The following is a 22,489-nucleotide window of genomic DNA, read 5'->3' as shown; positions in this document are numbered from 1 at the left end:
GCCGCCACGGCCGCCGCCGCCCGCGGCGAAGCGGTCCGCAGCAGGTTCGCCGCCGCCCGGCGCGCCGCCGCCGCCGACCGTCCGGCCGCCATCCCGGCCCGCACCGCCGACCAGGGTCCGGGCCGTCCTTCACTCACGCAGGCCCGGCTCTGGTTCCTGTGGCGGCTGGAACCCGACAGCCCCGCCTACAACGCGCCGGTGTTCGTGCGTCTCACCGGACCCGTGGACACCGCCGCCCTGGAGGACGCGGTCCGCGGCACGGTGTCCCGCCACGAGGTGCTCCGCACCGTGTTCGAGGAGCGGGACGGCGAACCGGCCCTGCGGGTGCTCCCGCCCGGATCGGTGCCCTTCCTCCGCCGGGACGTGGCCCGCGTGGACCTCGACCGCGAGCTCGACGCCGAGGCGGCGAAGCCGTTCGCGGTCGACACCGAGCCGCCGATGCGGGCGACCCTCCTGCGGACCACCGACGACGAGCACGTCCTGGCCCTGGCGTTCCACCACATCGTCGTCGACGCCGGTTCGGTCCCGGCCGTCCTCACCGACATCGCCGCCGGCTACGCCGCCCGGACCCGTTCGACGCCGACCCCCGCCGCCCCACGTCTGCAATACGCGGACATCGCGCAATGGGAGGCGGACCGGACCGACGCGTCCGCCGACACGGACCTGGACTGGTGGGCGACCCGGCTGGCCGGCCTGCCACCGCTGCTGGACGTGCCCACGGACCGGCCGCGGCCCCCGGTGGCCGACGTCGCCGGGGCCGGCGTGCCGATCACGGTGCCGCCGGCTCTGACCGCGCGGTTGCGTGCGGTGGCGGCGGAGGCGGGTTGCACGCCGTTCATGGTGTTGCTGGGTGTCTGGCAAGCGCTGCTGGGCCGCTGGGCCGGAGTCGAGGACGTCGCCGTCGGCGTGCCCGAGTCCGGACGCCACCACCCCGACATGGAGGACGTGGTCGGCTGCTTCATCAACACCCTGGTCCTCCGCGGCGACCTGGCCGGTGATCCCACCGGTCGCGAGCTGCTGGCCCGGGCCCGCGGACAGGTCCTGGACGCGCTCGGCCACGCACAGGCGCCCCTGGAGCGGATCGTCGAACGGCTGGGAGCCGAACGGTCCCTGGCCGGAGCCCCGGTCTTCCAGGTCATGCTGAACGTGCTGGAGACCCCGGTCGCCGTGCCCGCCTTCGCGGGCCTGGACGCCGAACTGCTGCTGCCGGCCACCCGGTCCGTGAAGTTCGACCTGACGCTCGACCTGGCCAACGCGGGAGAGGAATACCGGGGCCAGCTGACCTACCGCGCTGATCTGTTCGACGGTGCGACGGCCGAGCGGGCCGTCGGCTGGTACCTGTCCCTGCTGGAAGGCGTGCTGACCGACCTGGACGCACCGGTCGGCACGGTGGCCCTGGAACCCGTCGCCGGACCGCTGCTGGCCGGGCCGAGCCCTGAGGGAATCGACCCCCGCCCCGTGCACGTCCGGTTCGAAGACTGGGCGATGAAGACTCCTGACGCCGTCGCGGTGGTGGCCGCGGATGGTGATCTGACGTTCGGGGAGCTGGACGCTCGGGCGAATCGGATCGCGCATTGTCTACGTGCCGCGGGGGTGGGTCCGGACCAGCCGGTGGGCGTGCTGCTGGAATCCGGCGCCGACCTGGCATGTGCGCTGTTGGGGATCATGAAGTCCGGCGGCGCGTACCTGCCGTTCGACACGACCTATCCCACCGGCCGGATCCACACGATGCTCGCCGCCGCCGGCGCCAAGGTCGTGGTGACCACGCGCGAAGCCGCCCTGCGCAGCGCCATCGAACCCGACTACGTCTCCGTCCCCCTGGACGAGCCCGGCACGCTGGAAGCCTGGCCGGACACCTGTCCCGACATCGACTTCCGTCCGGATCAGCTGATCCACGTGGTGTTCACCTCCGGCTCGACCGGCGCCCCGAAGGGGGTGGCCGTCGAGCACCGCAACGTCATGAACTACCTCTCGGGCATACTCGACCGACTCGGCGACGAGGTCGCTGGTGGTTCTTTCGCGATGGTGTCGACGCCCGCGGCGGACTTCGGGCTGACGTGCGTGTTCGGTGCCCTGACGACCGGCGGCACAGTCCATCTCGTCGAGCGGGAAACCGCGATGGATCCGGCGGCGTTCGCCGGATACCTGGAACGACACAACGTCGACGTCCTCAAGTGCGTGCCCAGCCACCTGGAGTTGCTGGCCGCGCACGGTGATCTGTCATCCGTCCTTCCGCGCAGGCTACTGATCCTCGCCGGCGAGGCCTGTCCATGGTCGCTGGTGGAACGGATCGGCGCGGCGCGTCCGGGCCTACGGGTGCAGAACCACTACGGACACACCGAAAGCACGATGATCTCGCTTACGTGCGAGACCTCAGAAGTCCCGGTCGAGCAGCGCCACGGTGTCGTCCCCCTGGGCCGCCCGCTTCCCGGAGTATCCGGCTACCTGGTGGACCGTTCCGGCCGCCCCGTCCCACCCGGAATCCCCGGGGAGCTGGTCATCGGCGGGCCCGGTGTCTCACGCGGCTACCTCAACGACCCCGAACGGACCGCCGAACGCTTCACCGAAGACCCCCTCGGCGACGGCGAACGCTGCTACCGCAGCGGCGACCTCCTACGCGTACTCAACGACGGCACCATCGAATTCCGCGGCCGCGTCGACGACCAAGTCAAAATCCGCGGCTACCGAGTCGAACTCGGAGAAATCGTCACCGCCCTCAGAACCCTGCCACAAATAGCGGAGGCGGTGGTCCTCCCCATCGGCGAGGGACACGAACGGCGACTTGCCGCATGGATCGTCCCAGCCACAGGCCCGGTTTCGGATCCGGCCGTGTTGCGGGCCGAACTGCGCACGAGCCTGCCCGACTACATGATCCCCGCCACCATCACCGTCCTCGAACGACTACCGCTCAACCCCAACGGCAAAATCGACCGTGCCGCACTCCCAGCCCCCACGCTGGAAACAACAGGGACCAAGACCCCGCCCAGCACACCCACCGAACACCACATCGCCCAAGCCTGGGCCGCCGTTCTGGAAGCGGCTCAGACGGCGACGATCGGCGCGGAAGACGACTTCTTCGCCCTCGGCGGACACTCGTTCACGGCGGCGCGCGTCGTCGGCCGGCTCTCGCAGGCCCTGGGCCGGACGATCCCGCTCCGGCTGCTGTTCGAGCGTCCGGTCCTGGCCGATCTGGCAGCGGCGCTCGACGGCACGATGGCGGCGGACGGTCCGGACCCGGCCGGCGGTGGCCGCGCCGATTCCGTCGCCGCCGGCATCGCCGCCGACCCGGCCGCCGGTGAGATCGGCCCGCGCGACGCCGCGGCCGCCACCGGCAGGCTGTCGCCGACGCAGGCGCGGTTGTGGCTGCTCGCACAGCTCGACCCGGACAGCGCCGCCTACAACGTGGACATGGTCCTGCGGCTGACCGGGCCCCTGGCCGTGGACGCGCTGTCCGAAGCGGTGCGGGACATCGCCGAGCGGCACGAGGTGCTGCGCACCGTCTTCGTGGACGACGGCGGAGACCCGGCGGCCTCGGTCCTCCCAGCTGACTCGGTCCCCTTCGCCGTCGAGGACCTCGCCGGCACGTCGGACGCGGGCCGCCTCGAGCGAAGGCTGGCGGAGCAGTCACGACGTCCGTTCGACCTGGGCGCCGAGCCGCCGATGCGGGGAGTCCTGTTCCGGCTCGGCGACGACGAGCACGTGCTGGCCCTGACGTTCCACCACATCGCCACGGACAACTGGTCGCGAGGCCTGATCGGCGAGGAGTTGGCGCAGCTCTACCGGGCCCGGTCGGGGTCGGAGCCGACTCCCGACGCCCCGCGGCTGCAATACGCGGACGTGGTGGAGTGGGAGGCCGCCCGATCGGACGCGCCGGGCGAGACGGACCTGGACTGGTGGACGGAACGGCTGGCCGGGCTCGCGCCGACGCTGGACCTGCCGACCGACCGGCCTCGGCCGGCGGTCGCCGGGGTCGCCGGCGGAGCTGTGCCCGTGACCGTTCCGGCCGCTCTGACCGCGCGGTTGCGTGCGGTGGCGGCGGAGGCGGGTTGCACGCCGTTCATGGTGTTGCTGGGGGTCTGGCAGGCGCTGCTGGGCCGCTGGGCCGGAGTCGAGGACGTCGCCGTCGGCGTCCCGGAATCCGGACGCCACCACCCCGACATGGAATCGGTCGTCGGATGCTTCATCAACACCCTGGTCCTCCGAGGCGACCTGGCCGGTGACCCCACCGGCCGCGAGCTGCTGGCCCGGGCCCGCGGACAGGTCCTGGACGCGCTCGGCCACCCGCACGCACCGCTGGAGCAGATCGTCGAGCGGCTCCAGCCGGAGCGGTCGCTGGCGGCCACCCCGCTGTTCCAGGTCATGCTGAACGTGCTGGACAGCCCGGCCGCCGTGCCGACCCTGCCCGGGCTGGCCGTGGAGCAACTGGAGCGGGGCACGGCCTCGGTCAAGTTCGATCTGACCCTGGCGCTGGTCAACACGGGGGACGCATATCTCGGCGAGCTGACCTACCGCGCTGATCTGTTCGACGGTGCGACGGCCGAGCGGGCCGTCGGCTGGTACCTGTCCCTGCTGGAAGGCGTACTGACCGACCTGGACGCACCGGTCGGCAAGGTAGCCCTGGAACCCGTCACCGGACCGGCGCTGTCCGGGGGGCCGCGGCTCCCCGCCGGGGACGTTCCGCTGCCGGGCCTCATCGAACGCTGGGCCGATCAGACTCCTGACGCGGTCGCGGTGGTGGCCGCGGATGGTGATCTGACGTTCGGGGAGCTGGACGCTCGGGCGAACCGGATCGCACATCGCCTACGGGCCGCAGGAGTGGGTCCGGACCAACCGGTGGGCGTACTGCTGGAATCCGGCGCCGACCTGGCGTGCGCACTGCTGGGAATCATGAAGTCCGGTGGCGCGTATCTGCCGTTCGACACGACGTATCCCACGGGCCGGATCCACACGATGCTCGCCGCCGCCGGGGCATCGGTGGTGCTCACCTACCGGGACGTCGCGGACCGCCACACCTGGGAGCCCCACCACGTGGTCGTCCTGCTGGACACCGACGAGGTCGACGCGTGGCCGACGACGCGTCCGGAACCCGATATCCGTCCGGATCAGCTGATCCATGTGGTGTTCACCTCCGGGTCGACCGGCGCCCCAAAGGGGGTGGCCGTCGAACATCGCAACGTCCTCAACTACCTGCACGCCATTCTTCAGCGTCTGGGACCCGAGGTCGCGGGTGGTTCATTCGCGATGGTGTCGACGCCCGCAGCGGACTTCGGATTGACGTGCGTGTTCGGTGCCCTGACAACCGGCGGCACCGTACACCTCGTCGAGCGGGAAACCGCGATGGACCCAGCGGCGTTCGCCACATACCTGGAACAACACAACGTCGACGTCCTCAAATGCGTACCCAGCCACCTGGAATTGCTGGCCGCACACGGTGACCTGGCATCCGTCCTCCCGGACAAACTACTGATCCTCGCCGGCGAAGCCTGCCCATGGTCACTAGTGGAACGCATCAACGCAGCACGCCCCGACCTACGCGTCCAGAACCACTACGGACACACCGAAAGCACGATGATCTCACTCACCTGTGAGACCACCGAAATCCCCATCGAACAACGCCACGGCGTGGTGCCCCTGGGCCGCCCACTCCCCGGAGTGACCGGCTACCTTGTCGACCGATCCGGCACCCCCGTCCCACCCGGAATCCCCGGGGAGCTGGTCATCGGCGGGCCCGGTGTCTCACGCGGCTACCTCAACGACCCCGAACGGACCGCCGAACGCTTCACCGAAGACCCTCTCGGCGACGGCGAACGCTGCTACCGCAGCGGCGACCTCCTACGCGTACTCAACGACGGCACCGTCGAATTCCGCGGCCGCGTCGACGACCAAGTCAAAATCCGCGGCTACCGAGTCGAACTCGGAGAAATCGTCACCGCCCTCAGAACCCTGCCACAAATAGCGGAGGCGGTGGTCCTCCCTGTCGGCGAGGCCCACGAACGGCGACTTGCCGCATGGATCGTCCCCGCCACAGGCCAAGTCCCGGACACAGCCGTATTGCGGGCCGAACTGCGCACCAGCCTGCCCGACTACATGATCCCCGCCACCATCACCATCCTCGAACGACTACCGCTCAACCCCAACGGCAAAATCGACCGCGCAGCCTTGCCTACCCCCGAACCAGAAACAACGGGAGTAAAAACCCCACCGAGCACACCCACCGAACACCACATCGTCCAAGCCTGGGCCCAGGTCCTCGACCATTCCGACATCGGTGTGGACGACGACTTCTTCGCCCTCGGCGGGAACTCGTTCGCGGCGGTGCGCGCCGTCCGTGCCATCGGCCACGGTGTCCGGCTCATCGATCTGTTCGGCCACCCCACCCCGCGTGCCCTGGCCGCGCACATCGACCGGTCGGAGCAATCCGGCGACGACGCCGACGCCGCGCGTCCCCTGCTTCACCGCATGAGCGGCCCGTTGTCGCGCCAGTCCGCCGGCACCGTGCCGCCGACCGTCGTCTGCGTCCCTTACGGCGGCGGTTCGGCGGCGGTCTTCAAGCCGCTCGCCGAAGCGCTCGGCGACCGGGCCGTCGTCCAGGCCGTCGAGTTGCCCGGCCACGACCCGGCCCGGCCCGGGGAGCCGCTGCGGACGCTCGGCGACCTGGTCGACACGCTGACCGCGGAGGTGGAGGCGACCGTCACCGGACCGGTCGTCCTCTACGGGCACTGCGTCGGCTCCGCGCTGGCCACGGCGCTGGCCCAGCGGCTGGAGGAGCGGGGCCGGCCGGTGCTCGGCGTCGTCGTCGCGGGAAGCCTCCCGGCGGCGCGACTCGGCGGCCGGCTGTCCGCGTGGCTGGACCGAACGTTCCCGCGCAAGCGCCGGGTGTCCGACCGGCTGTTCCGCGACACCCTGCGGGCCACCGGGGGTCTGCCCGACGACACCGACGACACGACCGTGGACACCGTCCTGCACGCCTTGCGCCACGACTCCGAGCAGGCGCAGGCCTGGTTCGGCGGGATCCTCGCCGCCGAGGACGGGACGCCGCGGATCGCCGCGCCGATCCTGTGCCTGGTCGGCGAACAGGACCGCGCCACCGAGCTCTACGAGGAGCGGTACGGCGAGTGGACCGCGTTCGCCGAGCGGGTCGAGCTGGCGTCGATCCCGGCTGCCGGCCACTACTTCCTGCGCCATCAGGCCGCCGCGACCGCCGACCTGCTCGCGGACCGCTGTGAGCACTGGGCGGCCCGGTCGGACGAACCGTCCGCGCCGGGCACGACCGCCGCCGCGACCACCGCCGCGTCCGTCGGCATCATCGCCCACACGACCGCGGCGACCGCCGCTGAGGCGGCCGTCACCGGCGAGGCCCGCCGACGGGGCCTGCGAGCCTTCTTCACCGTCGCGGCCGGCCAGACGGTGTCGACCATCGGCAACGCGCTGAGCTCCTTCGCCCTCGGCGTGTGGGCCTACCAGCACAGCGGCCGCGTCGGCGACCTGGCCATGGTGGTGCTGCTCGCCCAGATCCCCGTCATCCTGCTGAGCCCGGCCGGCGGCGCGCTCGCCGACCGCGTCGACCGGCGGCGGATCATGCTGGCCTGCGACGCGGTCGCGGGCCTGGCGATGGTGGCCCTGGTGCTGCTGATGGCCCGCGACGAACTGGCGTTGTGGAACGTGTGCCTGGTGGTCGGTGTCACCTCCGCCACGGCCGCCTTCCGGACCCCGGCCTACCTCGCCGGGATCGCGCAGCTCGTTCCCAAGCCCTACCTGCCGCAGGCCAACGCGCTGGCCCAGGCCGGCACCGGTCTGGGATCGGTCGTCGGGCCGCTGGCCGGCGGCGCGCTGATCGCCCTGCTCGGCCTGACCTGGGTGGTCGCGGTCGACGTCGCCTCGTTCGCGGTCGGGGCCGCCACGCTGCTCGCCGTCCGCTTCCCGGACCGGCTGTTCGCCAAGCGGCAGGAGACGTTCCGCTCGGCCGTCACCGGCGGGTGGCGCTTCATCGCCCGGCGCCGGCCGATGGCGCTGATGGCGGGGTTCTTCGCGGTCGTCAACTACTTCACGGCCCTGATGTGGGTGGCGGTGCCGCCGCTGGTCCTGTCCATCGGCAGCCCGGCCGCGCTCGGCGCGGTGACCGCGGCCGGCGGCCTCGGCGCGGCCGCCGGCGCCGCGGCGGTGGTGATGTGGGGCGGCACGCGCCGCCGGGCGATCGGCATGGTCGGGTTCGTGATCGGGTCCGGGGCCGGCGTGATCCTGATGGGCCTGTGGCCGTCGGTGGCGCTGGTCGCCGTCGGCCTCGCGGTCCGGCTGGCCTGCATGAGCGTCGGCAACGCGCACTGGATGTCGATCATCCAGACCAAGGTGGGCCACGAGCTCCAGGGCCGTGTGCTGGCCGCGAACATGATGCTCGCGACGCTGATGCAGCCGCTGGGCTTCCTCACCGCGGGCCCGCTGGCCGAGCACGTCTTCCAGCCCCTGGTCTCCGGCTCCGGCCCGCTGGCCGGGTCGGTGGGCCGGGTCGTCGGGGACGGGACCCACGGCGGTGTCGCGCTGATGCTGGCCGCCTCCGGCCTGGCCCTCATCGGCTGGGGGGTCCTCGGACTGGCCTACAGCCCACTGCGGCGGATGGAGGACGCGCTGCCGGACGCCGTGCCCGGCGCCACCATCGCGGCCGACCTCGACGCGGTTCAGCAAGACCTGGACGCCGCACAGCGCGGCCTCGATCCGGCGATGACGAGGTAGAACCATGACCATAGACGACCCGCGGCTCGTGACGGCCGCCGACATCGCGGCAGCGGCCACCCGCATCGGCCGGTTCGTCCGGCAGCCGGCCCTGATCCCGGCCGACGTGGACCGGCCCGGCGGCCCGCTGTGGATCAAACCGGAGAACCTGCAGCCCACGAAGGCGTTCAAGGTGCGCGGCGCGGTCAACGCGGTCACGCTCCTGGCCGAGGGCGGCCGGGCCACGCGTGTGGTCGCCCACTCGTCGGGGAACCACGCGCAGGCCGTCGCGTTCGCCGCGCGCCGCCACGGTCTGCGCGCCACCGTGGTCCTGCCCGACACCGCGCCGCCGCTGAAGGTCGAGGCGGCGCGGGCCCAGGGGGCCGAGGTGATCGTGGTGCCGCCCGCCGACCGGGAGGCGGTGGCGCTGGACCTGGCCGCCGCCGACGGCGCGGTCCTGGTCTCCTCGGACGATCCCGCCGTGATCGCCGGCCACGGCACGATCGGCGCCGAGATCGCGCGCGACCTGCCGGACGCGCGGGTCGTCCTGGCGCCGGTGTGCAACGGCGGCCTGCTGGCCGGCGTCGCCGTGGCGCTGAAGGCGGCCGACCCCTCGATCCGCGTCGTCGGCGTGGAACCGGCCCTGGCCGCCGACGCCTCCGAGAGCCTGCGCCTGGGCCGCCGGACCCGCTGGCCCGTGGAGTCGACCTACCGCACGATGGCCGACGGCCTGCGCGCACCCGTGCTCGGACCGACCGCCTGGCCCCACATCAGGGCCCTGGTCGATGACATCGTCACGGTCGAGGAGGAGGACATCGCCGCGGCCATGTCCGTGCTCTGGGAGACGACCGGCCAGGTGGCCGAACCCAGCGGGGCGGTCGCCGCCGCCGCGTACCTGTTCCGGCGTGACGCGCTGCCGACCGGGACGACCGTGGCGATCCTGTCCGGCGGCACCGTCGCAGGGCCGCCGGTGGCGGTGGAGCAGTCCGTCCGCCACGACACCGCCGAGGCGGGGAGCCTGTGAACACGCCCATCGACGTCGCCGGGTACCTGAAGCGGCTGGACGTCCGCGCGCCGGAAACCCCGACCCTGGACGGCCTGTTCGCCCTGCAGCGGGGCCACGCCGAGCGCGTGTACTACGAGAACCTCGACATCCAGCTCGGCCGGCCGACCACGCTGGACCCGGCGGAGTCCGTCGCGCGCATCGTCTCCGGACGCGGCGGCTATTGCTTCCACATCAACGGCGCCTTCGCCGTGCTGCTGGAGGCACTCGGCTACCGGGTCCGGCGCCACGTGGCGGACGTGCGCTTCACCCGGGAGTTGGACGTCGCGAACACGCCGGTGCTCTCCGGGAACCACATGACGCTCACCGTCGAGGTCGAGGGTGGCTCCTGGCTGGTGGACGGCGGACTCGGCGACGCGATCCACGAGCCCCTCCCCCTGCGGGCCGGGAGGTACCGGCAAGGCCCGTTCGCCTACCGTTTCGCGCCGTGGGACCGCAGTCCGACCGGCTGGCGCTTCGAGCATGATCCGGGAGTGCGGTCCTTCGAGTCGATGGTCTTCACCACCGAGCCGACCACCCTGGACGTGTTCGAGACCATGCACAAGGAGCTGTCCAACGCGGCGGATTCGCGCTTCGTCCGCACCCTGACCGTGCAGCGGCGCGACGCGGCCGGCGTCGATGTGCTGCGCGGTGTGCGGCTGACCCGGATCGACGCCGACGGCCGGCGCGACAGCGTGCTGCGAACCCGCCAGGACTGGTTCGCCTGTGTGACCGGGTACTTCGGCCTGGACCTGGGCGGGTTCGACGCTGACGAGCAGGACGCCCTGTGGCGACGCGCGCAGCCTCCCGCCGACCGGGACGCCACGATCCCGTCGGCACGGTCCCGGACCACTGTTCATCCGTAGGTCGTGGGTTCGAGTCCCACGCGCCCCACTCCATTGACCTGGGCGAACGTGAAGCGATCGCGTTCGCCCAGTGTCGTTTTCGACGGGCGGCCGACGGTCCGGGGAATCCGGTGGGTCGGCCGCCCTCAGCGACTCCGTGGCGCTCGGTGAACGCCGTGGGGAGGCTCGAGATCAGTGATGGCCGCCGTGGTGACCGCCATGGTGGCCTCCGTGGTGGCCGCCGCCGAACATCCGGCCGAGCAGGCCGTGGTGCTCGTCGTGGTGCTCCTCGTAGACCTCCTCGTGGTGCGGAGGCTGGTAGTGCGGGGGCTGGTGGTGCGGCGGCTGGTGGTGGGGCTCCTGGTAGTAGGGCTCCGGGTGGTGCGGGGGCTGGTAGTGGTGCTCCTCGTGGTGCGGAGGCTGGTAGTGGTGCTCGTCGTGGTGGGGTTCGTGGTGCCGGTCGTGATGGTGGCCCATCGGTGGCTCTCCTCGATCGGTCGGTGGCCGGCGGTTCCGGCCACGCCCTTCAACGACGCGGTGCGGGTGATATGCGGAGATATGACGCGTTGGTCGCGGCGCCGGTTGCGATCACATACGTGACCCATGCCACTCCAGGTCCCGCGCGGCGCGCCGCCCTGCCCTGCCCTGGGGCGGGTGTGGAGTGTCGGGGGGATTTCGCTCTGGTCGGTCCTGTGGTTCGCCGGGCGGGGTTGGGCTGGTCGGCGGGCTGTGCCGGGAGTCGGGCGGTGGGCGGGGGCGTGCGGTTGTGTGGATCATGGTCAAGGGGGGCTCCGGGCGTCATTAGGATCCCCTGGTGATCTTCAAGCGATCGTTCGCGGGCGGTTGTCTGCTCGTCCTGCTCGCGCTGGCCGGCGCGGTCCCTGTCGCCGCTGACGACGGCGGTGCCGCGGAGCCGCCCAAGGTCGAGCTGGTGCTCGACGTCAGCGGTTCCATGCGCGCCCGCGACATCGACGGGCGCAGCCGGATGACGGTCGCCCAGCAGTCCTTCGACGCGGTGGTCGACGCGCTGCCCGCCGAGACGCAGCTGGGCATCCGCGTCCTCGGGGCGCGGTACCGGTTCCCCGGCAGCAGCAAGGCCCTGGGGTGCACCGACACCCAGCAGATCTCCCCGGTCGGCCCGGTGGACAAGGCCCGGGCGAAGGCGGCGATCGCGACGTTGCGTCCCACCGGCTGGACGCCGATCGGGCTCGCGCTCCGCGCGGCGACCAGGGATCTGGGCGCCGGGGAGACGACGCGGCGGATCATCCTCATCACGGACGGCGAGGACACCTGCTCGCCCCCCGACCCCTGCGAGGTGGCCCGCCAGCTCGCCTCCCAGGGCACGCACCTGATCGTGGACACCCTCGGCCTGACCCTCAACGACAAGGTCCGGCAGCAGCTCACCTGCATCGCCGACGCGACCGGGGGCACCTATACGGCCGTCCAGCACCAGAACGAGCTGACCGGCCGGCTCAACCAGCTCGTCCAGCGCGCCGGCACCACCTACAAGAGGACTCCGGTGAAGGTCGCCGGGACCGCGGGGTGCGCCGACGCGCCCACGCTCGCGCCCGGCGTGTACACCGACCGGGAACGGTTCAGCGAGCATCGGTGGTATCGGGTGACGGTGGCTCCGGGCCAGGAGCTGCGCGCCTCCGTCAGCGTCTCGCTCGACCGGACCCTCAACCTCGACCACGGGGTGCTGTTGCGCGCGGTGTCCGGGGCCGGGCAGGAACTCGTCCGCGGGACGGACGCGGGCAGCGGGCGCACCGACGTGCAGTCCACCGGCCTGCGCTGGTCGAACCAGCGGCCCGGGGCCTCGCCCTCGCCGGACGGCGGTTCCGGCGGCACGCAGGTCTGCCTGGTGGTGAGCAACTCCTTCTCCGCCCCGGCGTCGGTGCGGACGGCGCCCGGCATGCCTCTGGAGCTGACCGTCGACCTGGCGCCGTCCTCGGACGCGCCGGGCGGGCCGGACCTCGGCCGCGGCTGGCTGCTGCTGCTCGTGCTCGCCGGGACGGGCCTGGTCGCCGGCCTGGTCACCGGCTGGCTGGCCCGGTGGCGAGTGGCCATCTGGAAGGAGAACTGACCATGCGCGTTTCCCTCCTCCTCGGCTCCGCGGCGGCCCTCGCCGTCCTGCCCGCCGCCGCCGTGCCGGCCGCCGCGGGCACCTCTCCGAGCCCGCGGCCGGTGATCGGCACCGCGGGGACGTCCTTCCTGACCGCGACCACGGTGGAACCGGGGCAGCCGGTCCGCGTGCCCGCCTCGACCGGCGACTACCTGTACTGGTCGTTCGCCGCCGCGGCCGGGCAGACCGGGCGGATCGCGGTGACGGTCGCGCTTCCCCCGGCGGCGAGCCGCCACGGTGCCGCGACGTACGCCATCGACGTCTTCGACGGGCTGCGCCGCCGGCAGGCGTGCACGGCCGGTCCGCAGAACGCGACGGCCGCGGCCGGGACCGCGAGCGTCAGGCTCCAGTGCACGCTGCGGCAGGTCCGCGCGTGGGCCGAGCCGTGGTCCGACGACCCGCTGCCCGGCACCTACTACCTGCGGCTCGCGGCGAGCGGCCTGCCCGAGCAGGACCTCGGCCTGCCGATCCGGGCCGACGTGCGGATCACCGCGAAGAACGGCACCGCCCAGCCGGCGGGCGCGAAACTGAAGGCGCCGCTGTCCCCGGCCGTCGCCCCCGGGGCCACCCTCGCCCCGGGCGCCACGCCGTCGTCGGGTCCCGTGAACTCCGCGCCGAAACCGGCGGAGCGGGTCAAGGGCTGGTTCTCCTGGCCGTCCAGCCGGTGGTGGTGGACGATCGGCGGCGGGGTCCTCGCCGCCGTCCTGGCCGTGGGGGGCTACCACCTGACCCGGCATCCGCGCCGCTGGTTCTCCGCGCTGCGCTGACCCTGACCGGGCGGCCCGCCCCCGGAACCCCCGTCCGTGGAACGGCCGGTTCGCGTCCCGAGCCTCACCGGACGGTGGTGCCGGGCGCGTCCGGGCGTCCGCGGCGCTGTGATCGGGGGGTTACAGCAGCCTCACCCGATCTCCGTTGACCCGGTCTCGGGGAGGTCCCATTCTGACATGGGGCACCACTCGGGGTGATCGAGAAGTCGCCAGGCGTCGTGCGGGAGGCCGGTCATGGGAGATGTCGACGATCACGCGATCGTCATCGGCGCGGGGGTCACCGGGGTGCTCACCGCCCGGGCGCTGGCCCGGCGCTTCGCGCGGGTCACCGTCGTCGACCGTGACACGCTGCGGCCGGAACCGGCGTTCCGGCCCGGGCTTCCGCAGTCCCCGCAGATCCACGCGTTCTGGAAGCGCGGTGTCGACTGCGCCGAGTATCTGCTCCCGGGGTTGACGCGTGATCTCGCCGACCGTGGCGCCCACCTGCTGGTCGTCCCCAGGGACTTCCTGTGGCTGAGCCCTGTCGGATGGTTCCCCAGGGTCTCGGGCACCGGGGACCTGACGTGCAGCCGGCCGCTGCTCGACTGGCTCCTGCGGCACCGGGCGGACGCGGACCCGCGCATCGAGTTCCTCCAGGACAGCCTGGTCACGGGGCTGGTCGCCACACCCGGCGGGGACGGCGTCCAGGGCGTCCGCGTGCGCACCACGGGGTCCGACGATTCGCGGGTCCTCACGGCGGGCCTGGTCGCCGACGCCAGCGGACGTCGTTCCGAGGCCACCAAGTGGCTGACCGAACTCGGCTACGCCGCGCCATCCGTGGAGCGCTACGACGCCGGGTTCGGCTACTCCAGCCGCTACTACAAGCTGCCCGACTCCGCCGAGCGGGACTGGAAGGCCATCTACATCCAGACCAGCCCGAGCATGCCGCGCGGCGCGGCGCTGGTCCCGGTCGAGGGCGGCCGCTGGATGGCCACCCTGATGGGCTGCGGCGACCACGTCCCGCCCACCAAGGACGACCAGTTCCTCGACTACGTGCGCAGCCTGCGCAGCCCCGTCCTGTACGAGGCCCTCCGGGAGGCGGAACCCCTGTCGGACGCGCAGGCGTTCCGCAACACCGCCAACGAGTGGCGCCACTACGAGTCCATGGACCGCCGGCCTCGCGGCTTCATCGTCCTGGGCGACGCCCTGTGCCGGTTCAATCCCGTCTACGGCCAGGGGATGACGGTCGGGGCGATGTCCGCCAAGGCCATCGCCGACGCGATCGACGGCATGGACCCGACGCGGATCCACGACGACTCACCGCGCCTCCAGCGGGTGGCCGCCGCGCAGTCGGCCGACGCGTGGGCCCTGGCCACCGGCGAGGACCTGCGGTTCCCCTGGACCCGCGGACGTCCCCCGGGCGCGAAGGTCAAGCTCCTGCACCAGTACATGAGCCACGTCGTCGCGGCCGGCAACGTCGACGCGTCCACCTGCCGGACGATCTTCCAGGTCTTCGGCATGACGGCCCCGCCCACGGCCCTGTTCAAGCCGTCGTCCGTCGCCCGCGTCCTGTCCCACTGGCGCACCCCGACGACCCCGTCCCCCCAAGCCGCCGCCCCACCCCCGCGCGTCTGACGCGAGGCTGTTCGGTGGCCCGGAAAGCACACCGCACTCACCATGAAGAACGGACGTGTCTCCGGATCTCAGTACAAGAACCTCAAGAGCCAGAGCTTCAAGCTGGTCAAGCAGAAGGACGGGAGCACCGGCATCCGCGCGTTCTACAAGTGAGGTCGCCGGGGCGCGGCAGGGCCTGTGGGGCTCGGGGGTGGGCGGTCCCCTGGCCCCGGCCGGAGTGGGGATTCGGCCGGGGCCCGGCCGGGGGTCATTGGCCTCGGTTGGCGAATTCTTCGGGGGTGGTGCCGCCGGGGAAGCGGGTGGTGAAGTCGAGGACGCCGACCCAGGTGGGGCGGACGGCGATGCGGACCATGGTGACGCCGGGGTGGTCCACGGCGGCGACGTTGGCGGCGCCCTGTTCCTCGCCGGCGTAGCGGCGCTGGGCGGCCCTGTACTCCTCGGCGATGCCGTCGACGTGGGTGACCTCGGCCCTGCCGCGGACGAGGAGGACCGACGGCGGGGTGGTGGCGGCGTCGATGGAGATGGCGACGTCGGGACGTGCCTTGAGGGCGTTGACCTTGAGGCCGCCGAAGGTGGAGAACACGATCTCGGTGCCGTTCCAGTGGAACAGCATCGGGAAGTTGCGCGGGGTTCCGTCCTTGGCGACGTAGGCGACGCGGGCGAGTTCGGTGGAGTGGAGGAGCCGCTGGGCCACGTCGGTCCGGAGCAGGCGGACGTCGCCCTGGGGCAGGGTCTGCGGGTCGGTCATGCGATCACCTTGTCGAGGTTGTCCAGGCACAGGCCCCAGCCCTGGCGGAGGTCGGACGCGGCGCGTTCGTCGGGCAGGCCGCTGTGGGTGAGGACGGCGCGGGTGAGGCCGTCGTGCTCGGTGATGACGAGGTCGCACCGGGAGCCGGTGCCCGCCTCGTCCTCCTCGCCGTGCCATGTCCAGGCCAGGTGCGAGGGGCGTTCGACGGCGGTGTAGGTGGCGCTGCCGGCGTGCTCGGCGCCGTCGGCGTCGCGCATGACGACCCGCAGCCGTCCGCCGACCCGGAGGTCGACCTGCGCCTCGGAGGTCTCCCAGTCGGGGCCGGGGTGCCACCACTTCCTGATGACCTCGGGGTCGGTCCAGGCGTCGAACACGGCGTCCGCGGGTGCCCGGTAGGTGCGTTCGATGCGGACGGCGGGCGGGGCGACGGTATCGGTCACGGTCTGCTCCTTGTCGGCAAGGTGTTCCTCGACGGTGTCGAACATGCGCTCCCAGAGGGCGCGCTGGTGGTCGACCCAGGTGACGGCGTCGATGAGCGCCGCGGGTTTCAGTTCCAGCCGGTGCGTGCGGCCGACGACCCGCCGCTCGACGACGCCGGCGTCCTCGAGGATCTTCAGGTGCTTGGTGATCGCCGGTTTGGAGACGCCCAGGTCCGAGGTCACCTCTCCGACCGACGCGGGGCCGCCGCCAAGACGTTCGATCATGGCGCGGCGGATCGGGTGGGCCACGGCCCGGAACGGATCGTTCACCATAAGGCTTACAGTACACCTTTTGGTTAACTGCCGAGAAGGCCCCAGTAGAGCGCCCAGGGGAGGAAGACCGTCCCGGCGGCGAGGAGGAGGCCGCAGTGGACGCGGTCCCCGGTGGTGAGGCGGTGGCGGTGCCGCCAGGCGGACGCGGCGGTGGTGACCGTGGTGACCAGGGTGGCCACGGCCAGCAGGTGCAGGATCAGCCAGGGGATCGTCTGCCCGCCGATGACGGGGCCGATGAGGTTGGCCGCGGTGAAGACCAGGAAGAAGAAGTAGACGACGCCGCCCAGGACGGACGTGGCGCCGAAGGTCGCGAGCAGGCGCGCCTGGCGGCGGACGGGCGTCGCCAGCGGGGTCCGGCGGATGCGGCGCGCGGCCGCCACGAGCGGGTGGCCGAGGAAGGCCAGCGCGAACAGGGCGAAGGCCGCGACCTGTCCCCACGGGGACTCGTACGGCGCGAGCCGCGTGACGGCGCTGGTCGGATGGCTCTGGGACGGCGGCCGGGTGCTGCCGGTGGCGACCCCGGTCTTGATCCAGGTCGCCTGGAGGTCGGCGCTTCCGGGAGCGAGCTCGTAGGGACGGTCGAACCCGCCGTTGGCGCTGACGTGCAGGTTGTGCCGGGCGTCGGGGACGAACCGGATGGCGGCGCGGGTGTTCCCGCCGCGACGCAGGGCGTCCTGGATGACCTGGGAGCTCTCCCTCGGCGCGGCCTCGTGGTCGAGGGTGCCCCAGAGCGCGAGCACCGGCTGCCGCAGGTGTTCCCAGGACGGCACGGGGTCGTAGTCGGCCTCCGGGAACAGCCCGGCGCCGACGACCTGGCGGACGCCGGTCTTCTGCATCATGTGGTCGAGCGACCCGGACACCCCGGCGTGGTGGAGGAACTCCCCGTAGCTCCACGCCTGCTGCCGGGCCGGGGACATCCCCACGGCGCCCGCCGTGATCACGAACGCGATCTCGGGTGCGCGGTTCGCGGCCAGGACGGCCACCCACGCGCCCTCGCTGAGGCCCCAGATCCCGACCCGGTCCGGGTCCACTCCCGGCTGGGAGCGGAGCGCGCGCGTCGCGGCGACCGCGTCACCGGCCAGGACCTGGTAGCTCCGGTGGAACGAGGAGTAGCCCGCCGTCCGCTTGTCGAAGACCAGCGCCACGATCCCCCGGCGGGCGAACGCCTCGGCCTCGTTGCGGTACTCGGCGCGGGTGACCGGCCCCGCCCCGTGCAGCAGGACAACGGCGGCGCGGCGTTCGCGGCCGGGCGGGGGCGCGACGACGGTGCCGTGCAGCGTCACGCCGCCGTCGCCGCGGAACGTCACCGGGGTGGTGGACAGGCCGGGGAAGGACGGGGCCGCGTTCCCGCCGTGGGGAACGCCGCACGCGGACAGGACCGTCCCGAGGATCAGGACGAGGCCCGCGATCCACCGGGTCCGTCCTCGGGTCCCCTGGGGGGACGGGTCGAGTGATGCTCGCATCTCGCCGCCAATCGGCCGCCGGTGGCCGCCACCGCGCGGCCGGTGGTCACCAGGCTGGCGGGGCGCGCGAGCATGATCACTGGGCCTGGACACCGGCCCCGGGGTGGAGCTGACGACACCGTCCGGGCGCGGGCGCGCCTTCCGGCGGGTTGGAGGAGTGGGGCTGGACCCACCCTGGCGTGCGTCCAGGCCCATACCGGCGCGGGCGGGGGCTGCGTAGCGTCCTGAGCATGGAAAACAGCACGCAGACCGTGACCCCGGCGGCCCTCCTCGACTCCCCCGGCGCCTTCGGCGCCGTGAGGAGGGGCGTCATGATCTACGGCGTTCTGGCCGCGCTCGCCCTCGTCGCGGTCATCGTGGTCGCGGGGACGGGGCACACGGTGAACACGTTCATGTGGGTGCGGGCGATCCTGCTGCCGGTGCTGGCGGTGCCGATCCACCGGATGGTGCTGTCCGCCTCGCGCGGATCGCGGCGGGCGTTCGAGCGCGTGAGCACCCTGTCCGCGGTCATGCCGATCGCGATCATCGGGGTCGACCTGATCCCGGGGATCTGCCCGCCCTGGTACGCCGGGACGCAGGTCGTGTGCATGCTGCCGGTCATCGGCGTCGCGGTCGCCGTCCGGCGGTCCGACGCGCTGCGCGACGCCTTCCCCAAGAAGTCCTGAGCGGGCCGGCGCCGGTCAGGGCTTGCGGCCGACGCCGCCCGTCATGAAGCGGACGTCGACGGTGCTGGCGTCCAGGACGGGCTCGTCGGGGCGCCACAGCGGGAGCGGGACGAGTCCGGGCGACAGGATCTCGAGGCCGTCGAAGAAGCCGGCCAGCTCGGCGGGGGTGCGGACGCGTCCGGTGCCGAGCTGCGCGAGGAGCTGCTTCTCCAGGGCGACCGACTCGGGGGCGTCGCCCAGGCGGGTGAAGTTGGTGATGAAGAAGTACGAGCCGCTCGGCACCGCGTCCCGCAGGACCTCGACGATCCGGCCCGGGTGCTCGTCGTCGGCGAGGTGGTGCAGGATGCCGGCGAGGATGACGCAGACGGGCCGGTCGAAGTCGATGAGCGCGCGGACCTCGGGACGGTCGAGGAGGTCGGCGGGCTCGCGGATGTCGGCGGTGACGACGGCCGTGTTGGCGTTGTTCGCCAGGATCGCGCGGCCGTGGGCCAGGACGATCGGGTCGATGTCGACGTAGACGACGTGCGCGTCGGGGTTCGCCTCCTGCGCCACCTCGTGGGTGTTGCGGACGGTCGGCAGGCCCGAGCCCAGGTCGAGGAACTGCGTGATCCCCTCGTCCGCGGCGAGGTGGCGGACGGCGCGGTGCAGGATCGCGCGATTGTGCAGGGCGATCTCGCGCAGCTCCGGCATGATCGCGAGGCTGGCCTCTGCCACGGCCCGGTCCACCGCGTAGTTGTCCTTGCCGCCGAGCATCACGTCGTAGACGCGCGCCGCGGTCGGAACGCCGATGGGGATCTGCGGGGACTCGGCCATGTGCACCTCAGGGCTCGGGGGCGATCATCGGCATCGTACCGTCGCGCCGTCGCCCGAATCGCTGGATGCCTTACGGGACAAGGCTTTCGGCCCCCTCGGACGGGACTGGACGGACGCGTGTGGGGCGCGTCCGTCCAGTGTCGTTCCCCGGCTCCCCGGCTCCCCGGGCCTTTTGAGGCTCCGGCCCCGGGAGGGCGGTCAGCCGCGGGCGCCGTGGGGGGCGCTGATCAGGCCGTAGATGACCAGGATGGCCAGGACGATGGTGATCACGGACCAGACCGGGTAGGCGGCGAGGAACGCGAACTGGCCGATCATCACGAGCGCGGCGAACAGGACTCCGGCCGCGCGGGCCCAGGTCTGCCCGGCGAGAACGCCGGCGCCGACGGCGATCTGGATGATCCCGAGGATGAGCCAGATCCAGCCCCACGCGGTGTAGCTGAAGACCAGCAGGTGGCCGCTCGCGTTGACGAAGTAGTGGTGGTTGAACAGGGCGACCAGGCCGTCGATGACGTTGAAGACCCCCAGCAGGACGGCGAGCACGCCGGCGAAGCCGAGCCAGCCGGAGTGGGTGTCGTGGGGTGCTGACGTGGTGGCCATGGTGACCTCGCTTTCTCGCGGGCCTGTCCTTTCGAGCGCGGGCAGGTCGGTCGGGCTGCGCCGGAGCGTTCCCGCGGGACCGCCGGGACGAGAATCACCAGAACGCCCTTTCCGGCGACGAGCAATCGCTCCAAAATGTCCCCGATCGACCGTTTTAGAAACCGCGACACCGCGGAAAGCGGGCAGGTTTGACGGAGGTTTGGAGCAGGTTTTCACATGCGGTGGCCGTGCCGGACGGGTGGTGCTCAGGCGTCCTCGACGTGGCCGTTCTCCCAGGCCCAGGCGGCGATCTCGACACGGTTCCGGACGCCGAGCTTGCGGTGGATGTTCGACACGTGGGTCTTCGCGGTGCCGGGCGCGACGAACAGCTCGGCGGCGATCTCGGCGTTGGTGCGTCCCCGGGCGACCAGGCGCGCGACCTGCGCCTCGCGGTCGGTGAGCGGCGGGTCCGGCTCCGGGACGTCACGGCGGGCCGCGAAGCGGTCGAGGAGCCGGACGGTGATCGCCGGGCTGATCAGCGCGTCCCCGGCCGCCGCCGCGCGGACGCCCTCGACGAGCAGGGCGGGGCCGGAGCGCTTCAGCAGGAAGCCGCAGGCCCCGGCGCGCAGGGCCGCGTGGACGTACTCGTCGAGGTCGAAGGTGGTGACGACGAGCACGCGCAGGGGGTCGGGGACGTCCGGGCCGGCCAGGAGCCGGGTGACCTCCACGCCGTCCCGGCCGGGCATGCGGATGTCGGTGAGCACCACGTCGGGACGCAGGCGGCGGGCCAGGTCGACGGCCGTGACGCCGTCGGCGGCCTCGCCGACGACCCGCATGCCGGGCTGCGCGTCCAGGATGATCCGGAAACCGCCGCGGACGTCGTCCTGGTCGTCGGCGACGACGATCCGGGTGGTCATGATCGCGAGCGTACACGGGGGTGGAGCGGCAGCAGGGCGGTGACCTGCCAGCCCCCGCCGTCCGCCGGGCCCGCCGCGAACTCCCCGCCGAGCGCTCCGACGCGTTCGGCCAGGCCGCCGAGCCCGTGGCCGCCGAGCCCCGGGAGGCGGAGGCGCGCGCGGCGGCGTCCGTGGCGGCGTCCGTGGCCGTCGTCGGTGACACGCACGCGGACGGCCGGGCCGGGCGCCTCGGTGACGGCGACCTCGGTGACGGCGACCTCGGTGACGGCGACCTCGGTGACGGCGATGTCGACGGCGGTCGCGTCCGGGGCGTGCCGCCGGACGTTCGTCAGCGCCTCCACGACCAGCCGGTAGGCCGTCGCCGACACCTCGTGCGGCGGGTCCCGGACGTCCACGACCAGGCGGACGCGCGCGTCGCACGACTCGGCGAACCGTTCGGTCAGCCCGGTGAGGTCGTCGAGCCCGTGCGGACGCCGGGGGCCGTCGTCCTCGTGGAGCATGTGGACGGTGCGGTCGAGGGACGCCATCGCGCGCGTCCCGGCGTCCTCGATGCGCCGGAGCGCCGCGCGCGCGACCTCGGGGTCGGCGCCGATCTGCGCGGCCTGCGCCTGGACGATCATGCCGCTGACGTCGTGCGCGACGAAGTCGTGCAGGTCGCGGGCCAGGTCGAGGCGCTGCGCGCGGCGGGCCTCGGCGACGGCGCGGGCGCGGCGCGCGTCCAGGAGCCTCGGGTAGAGGGCGGTGGCGGCGGTCAGGGCCGCACCGACCCCGCAGAGCACGCAGCCGAGCACCGCGCCGCGCGTCGTCGCGGGAGGGTCGGCGTGCAGGGTCAGCCGCAGCGGGAGGGCGGTGATCGCGGCGGCCATCACCGTCCCACCGAGCGCGGCGGCGCGGCCCGGCGTCCGCCGGACGGCCAGCCGGAGCGTCACGCACGACACGGCCAGTTCGGCGAGCCACCACAGCCCCGCCGTGTTGTTCGCGGACGCGTCGTTCAGCACGGTCACCGCCAGCGACACGGACCCGGCCGAAACCGCGACGACGCACGCCACCGAAGACCGCCTGACCTGCGGGAAGACGGCCAGGAGCAGTGCCGCGACCCCGGCGAGCCACGCCGCACCGGTGATCGGTGTTCCGGCGCGCGGGGCGCCCGCGACCGCCGCGCCCGCGAGGACGGCGACCCCGGCCGCGAACCCGAGACCGCGCGCGGACGCCCAGGTCACGGCGCCGTCTATGCCGAACGGCCGAGGCGCCCGTCCGGAAGATCTGCCGGACGGCCGATGCCCGGCGGCGCCCTCCGATCCGAGGCTGTCCTCATGAACGATCACGCACGCATCGTAAACATCGGCCTGGCCGCGCTCGCCTCGGCCGCCGTGCTCGCCGGGACGGCGGCGCCCGCGCTGGCCGTGCCCGCGCCGACCGTGCCCGCGCCGACCGGGACGCCGTCGCGGGTCCTGCTGCG

General features: G+C 72.9%; 15 protein-coding genes. 7 read left to right on the top strand and 8 right to left on the bottom strand.

From position 1 onward, the window contains the following. The 3 genes from EBO15_RS36895 to EBO15_RS36885 form a co-directional block, all read left to right on the top strand. On the top strand, positions 1-8,727 hold an 8,727-nt coding region (locus EBO15_RS36895), incomplete at its 5' end, for a non-ribosomal peptide synthetase/MFS transporter (protein WP_122199118.1). Between the two features lie 4 nt (positions 8,728-8,731). Next, positions 8,732-9,730: a threonine ammonia-lyase gene (locus tag EBO15_RS36890; protein ID WP_122199117.1), complete on the top strand. Its 999-nt coding sequence runs from the start codon at positions 8,732-8,734 to the stop codon at positions 9,728-9,730. Further along, the gene (locus EBO15_RS36885) at positions 9,727-10,614 is read left to right on the top strand and encodes an arylamine N-acetyltransferase family protein (RefSeq protein WP_122199116.1); all 888 of its coding nucleotides are present in this window, start codon (positions 9,727-9,729) and stop codon (positions 10,612-10,614) included. Before EBO15_RS36890 ends, EBO15_RS36885 begins: the two co-directional genes overlap by 4 nt. Before the next feature lie 171 nt (positions 10,615-10,785). Here the strand turns inward: EBO15_RS36885 and EBO15_RS43890 are convergent, their stop codons facing one another. Beyond that, positions 10,786-11,070, bottom strand: coding sequence for a hypothetical protein (locus EBO15_RS43890; RefSeq protein ID WP_147481832.1), 285 nt, complete (start codon positions 11,068-11,070; stop codon positions 10,786-10,788). Between the two features lie 337 nt (positions 11,071-11,407). On the opposite strand from EBO15_RS43890, the gene EBO15_RS36875 reads away from it, so the two are divergent. From EBO15_RS36875 to EBO15_RS36865, 3 genes are all read left to right on the top strand, one after another. Then, complete coding sequence (locus EBO15_RS36875) at positions 11,408-12,676, top strand: VWA domain-containing protein (RefSeq protein WP_122199114.1); 1,269 nt, start codon at positions 11,408-11,410, stop codon at positions 12,674-12,676. A 2-nt stretch (positions 12,677-12,678) separates the two neighbouring features. Then, a complete protein-coding gene (locus EBO15_RS36870) occupies positions 12,679-13,482 on the top strand; it encodes a peptidase (RefSeq protein WP_122199113.1) in 804 nt (267 codons plus the stop codon). Between the two features lie 234 nt (positions 13,483-13,716). Beyond that, complete coding sequence (locus EBO15_RS36865; protein ID WP_122199112.1) at positions 13,717-15,096, top strand: NAD(P)/FAD-dependent oxidoreductase; 1,380 nt, start codon at positions 13,717-13,719, stop codon at positions 15,094-15,096. Between the two features lie 247 nt (positions 15,097-15,343). On the opposite strand, the gene EBO15_RS36860 is transcribed toward EBO15_RS36865, so the two are convergent. The 3 genes from EBO15_RS36860 to EBO15_RS36850 are packed head-to-tail and all read right to left on the bottom strand — an operon-like array spanning position 15,344 to position 18,059. Then, complete coding sequence (locus EBO15_RS36860; protein WP_122199111.1) at positions 15,344-15,844, bottom strand: pyridoxamine 5'-phosphate oxidase family protein; 501 nt, start codon at positions 15,842-15,844, stop codon at positions 15,344-15,346. Continuing rightward, a complete protein-coding gene (locus tag EBO15_RS36855) occupies positions 15,841-16,596 on the bottom strand; it encodes a metalloregulator ArsR/SmtB family transcription factor (RefSeq protein WP_122199110.1) in 756 nt (251 codons plus the stop codon). The genes EBO15_RS36860 and EBO15_RS36855 overlap by 4 nt, the downstream gene beginning before the upstream one ends. Before the next feature lie 23 nt (positions 16,597-16,619). After that, complete coding sequence (locus EBO15_RS36850) at positions 16,620-18,059, bottom strand: alpha/beta hydrolase family protein (RefSeq protein ID WP_158628462.1); 1,440 nt, start codon at positions 18,057-18,059, stop codon at positions 16,620-16,622. Positions 18,060-18,289: 230 nt separating this feature from the next. Between EBO15_RS36850 and EBO15_RS36845 the strand changes: the two genes are divergently transcribed. After that, positions 18,290-18,724, top strand: a complete 435-nt coding sequence (locus tag EBO15_RS36845; RefSeq protein ID WP_199745049.1) for a hypothetical protein — start codon at positions 18,290-18,292, stop codon at positions 18,722-18,724. Positions 18,725-18,739: 15 nt separating this feature from the next. Here EBO15_RS36845 and EBO15_RS36840 read toward each other — a convergent pair whose 3' ends face one another. The 4 genes from EBO15_RS36840 to EBO15_RS36825 form a co-directional block, all read right to left on the bottom strand. After that, the gene (locus EBO15_RS36840; protein WP_122199107.1) at positions 18,740-19,537 is read right to left on the bottom strand and encodes an SAM-dependent methyltransferase; all 798 of its coding nucleotides are present in this window, start codon (positions 19,535-19,537) and stop codon (positions 18,740-18,742) included. 198 nt (positions 19,538-19,735) lie between these two features. After that, positions 19,736-20,134 carry a DUF7144 family membrane protein gene (locus EBO15_RS36835; protein ID WP_122199106.1) on the bottom strand — a complete coding sequence of 133 codons (399 nt, stop codon included), beginning with the start codon at positions 20,132-20,134 and terminating at the stop codon, positions 19,736-19,738. Between the two features lie 245 nt (positions 20,135-20,379). After that, positions 20,380-21,030: a response regulator gene (locus EBO15_RS36830; protein WP_122199105.1), complete on the bottom strand. Its 651-nt coding sequence runs from the start codon at positions 21,028-21,030 to the stop codon at positions 20,380-20,382. After that, positions 21,027-22,355 carry a sensor histidine kinase gene (locus tag EBO15_RS36825; RefSeq protein ID WP_147481831.1) on the bottom strand — a complete coding sequence of 443 codons (1,329 nt, stop codon included), beginning with the start codon at positions 22,353-22,355 and terminating at the stop codon, positions 21,027-21,029. The genes EBO15_RS36830 and EBO15_RS36825 overlap by 4 nt, the downstream gene beginning before the upstream one ends. Positions 22,356-22,489 lie beyond the last annotated feature (134 nt).

The organism is Actinomadura harenae, from assembly GCF_003696215.1.
Taxonomy (GTDB): domain Bacteria; phylum Actinomycetota; class Actinomycetes; order Streptosporangiales; family Streptosporangiaceae; genus Spirillospora; species Spirillospora harenae.
Note: the sequence above shows the minus strand (reverse complement) of the source record. Positions and strands in the feature narration are given on the sequence as shown.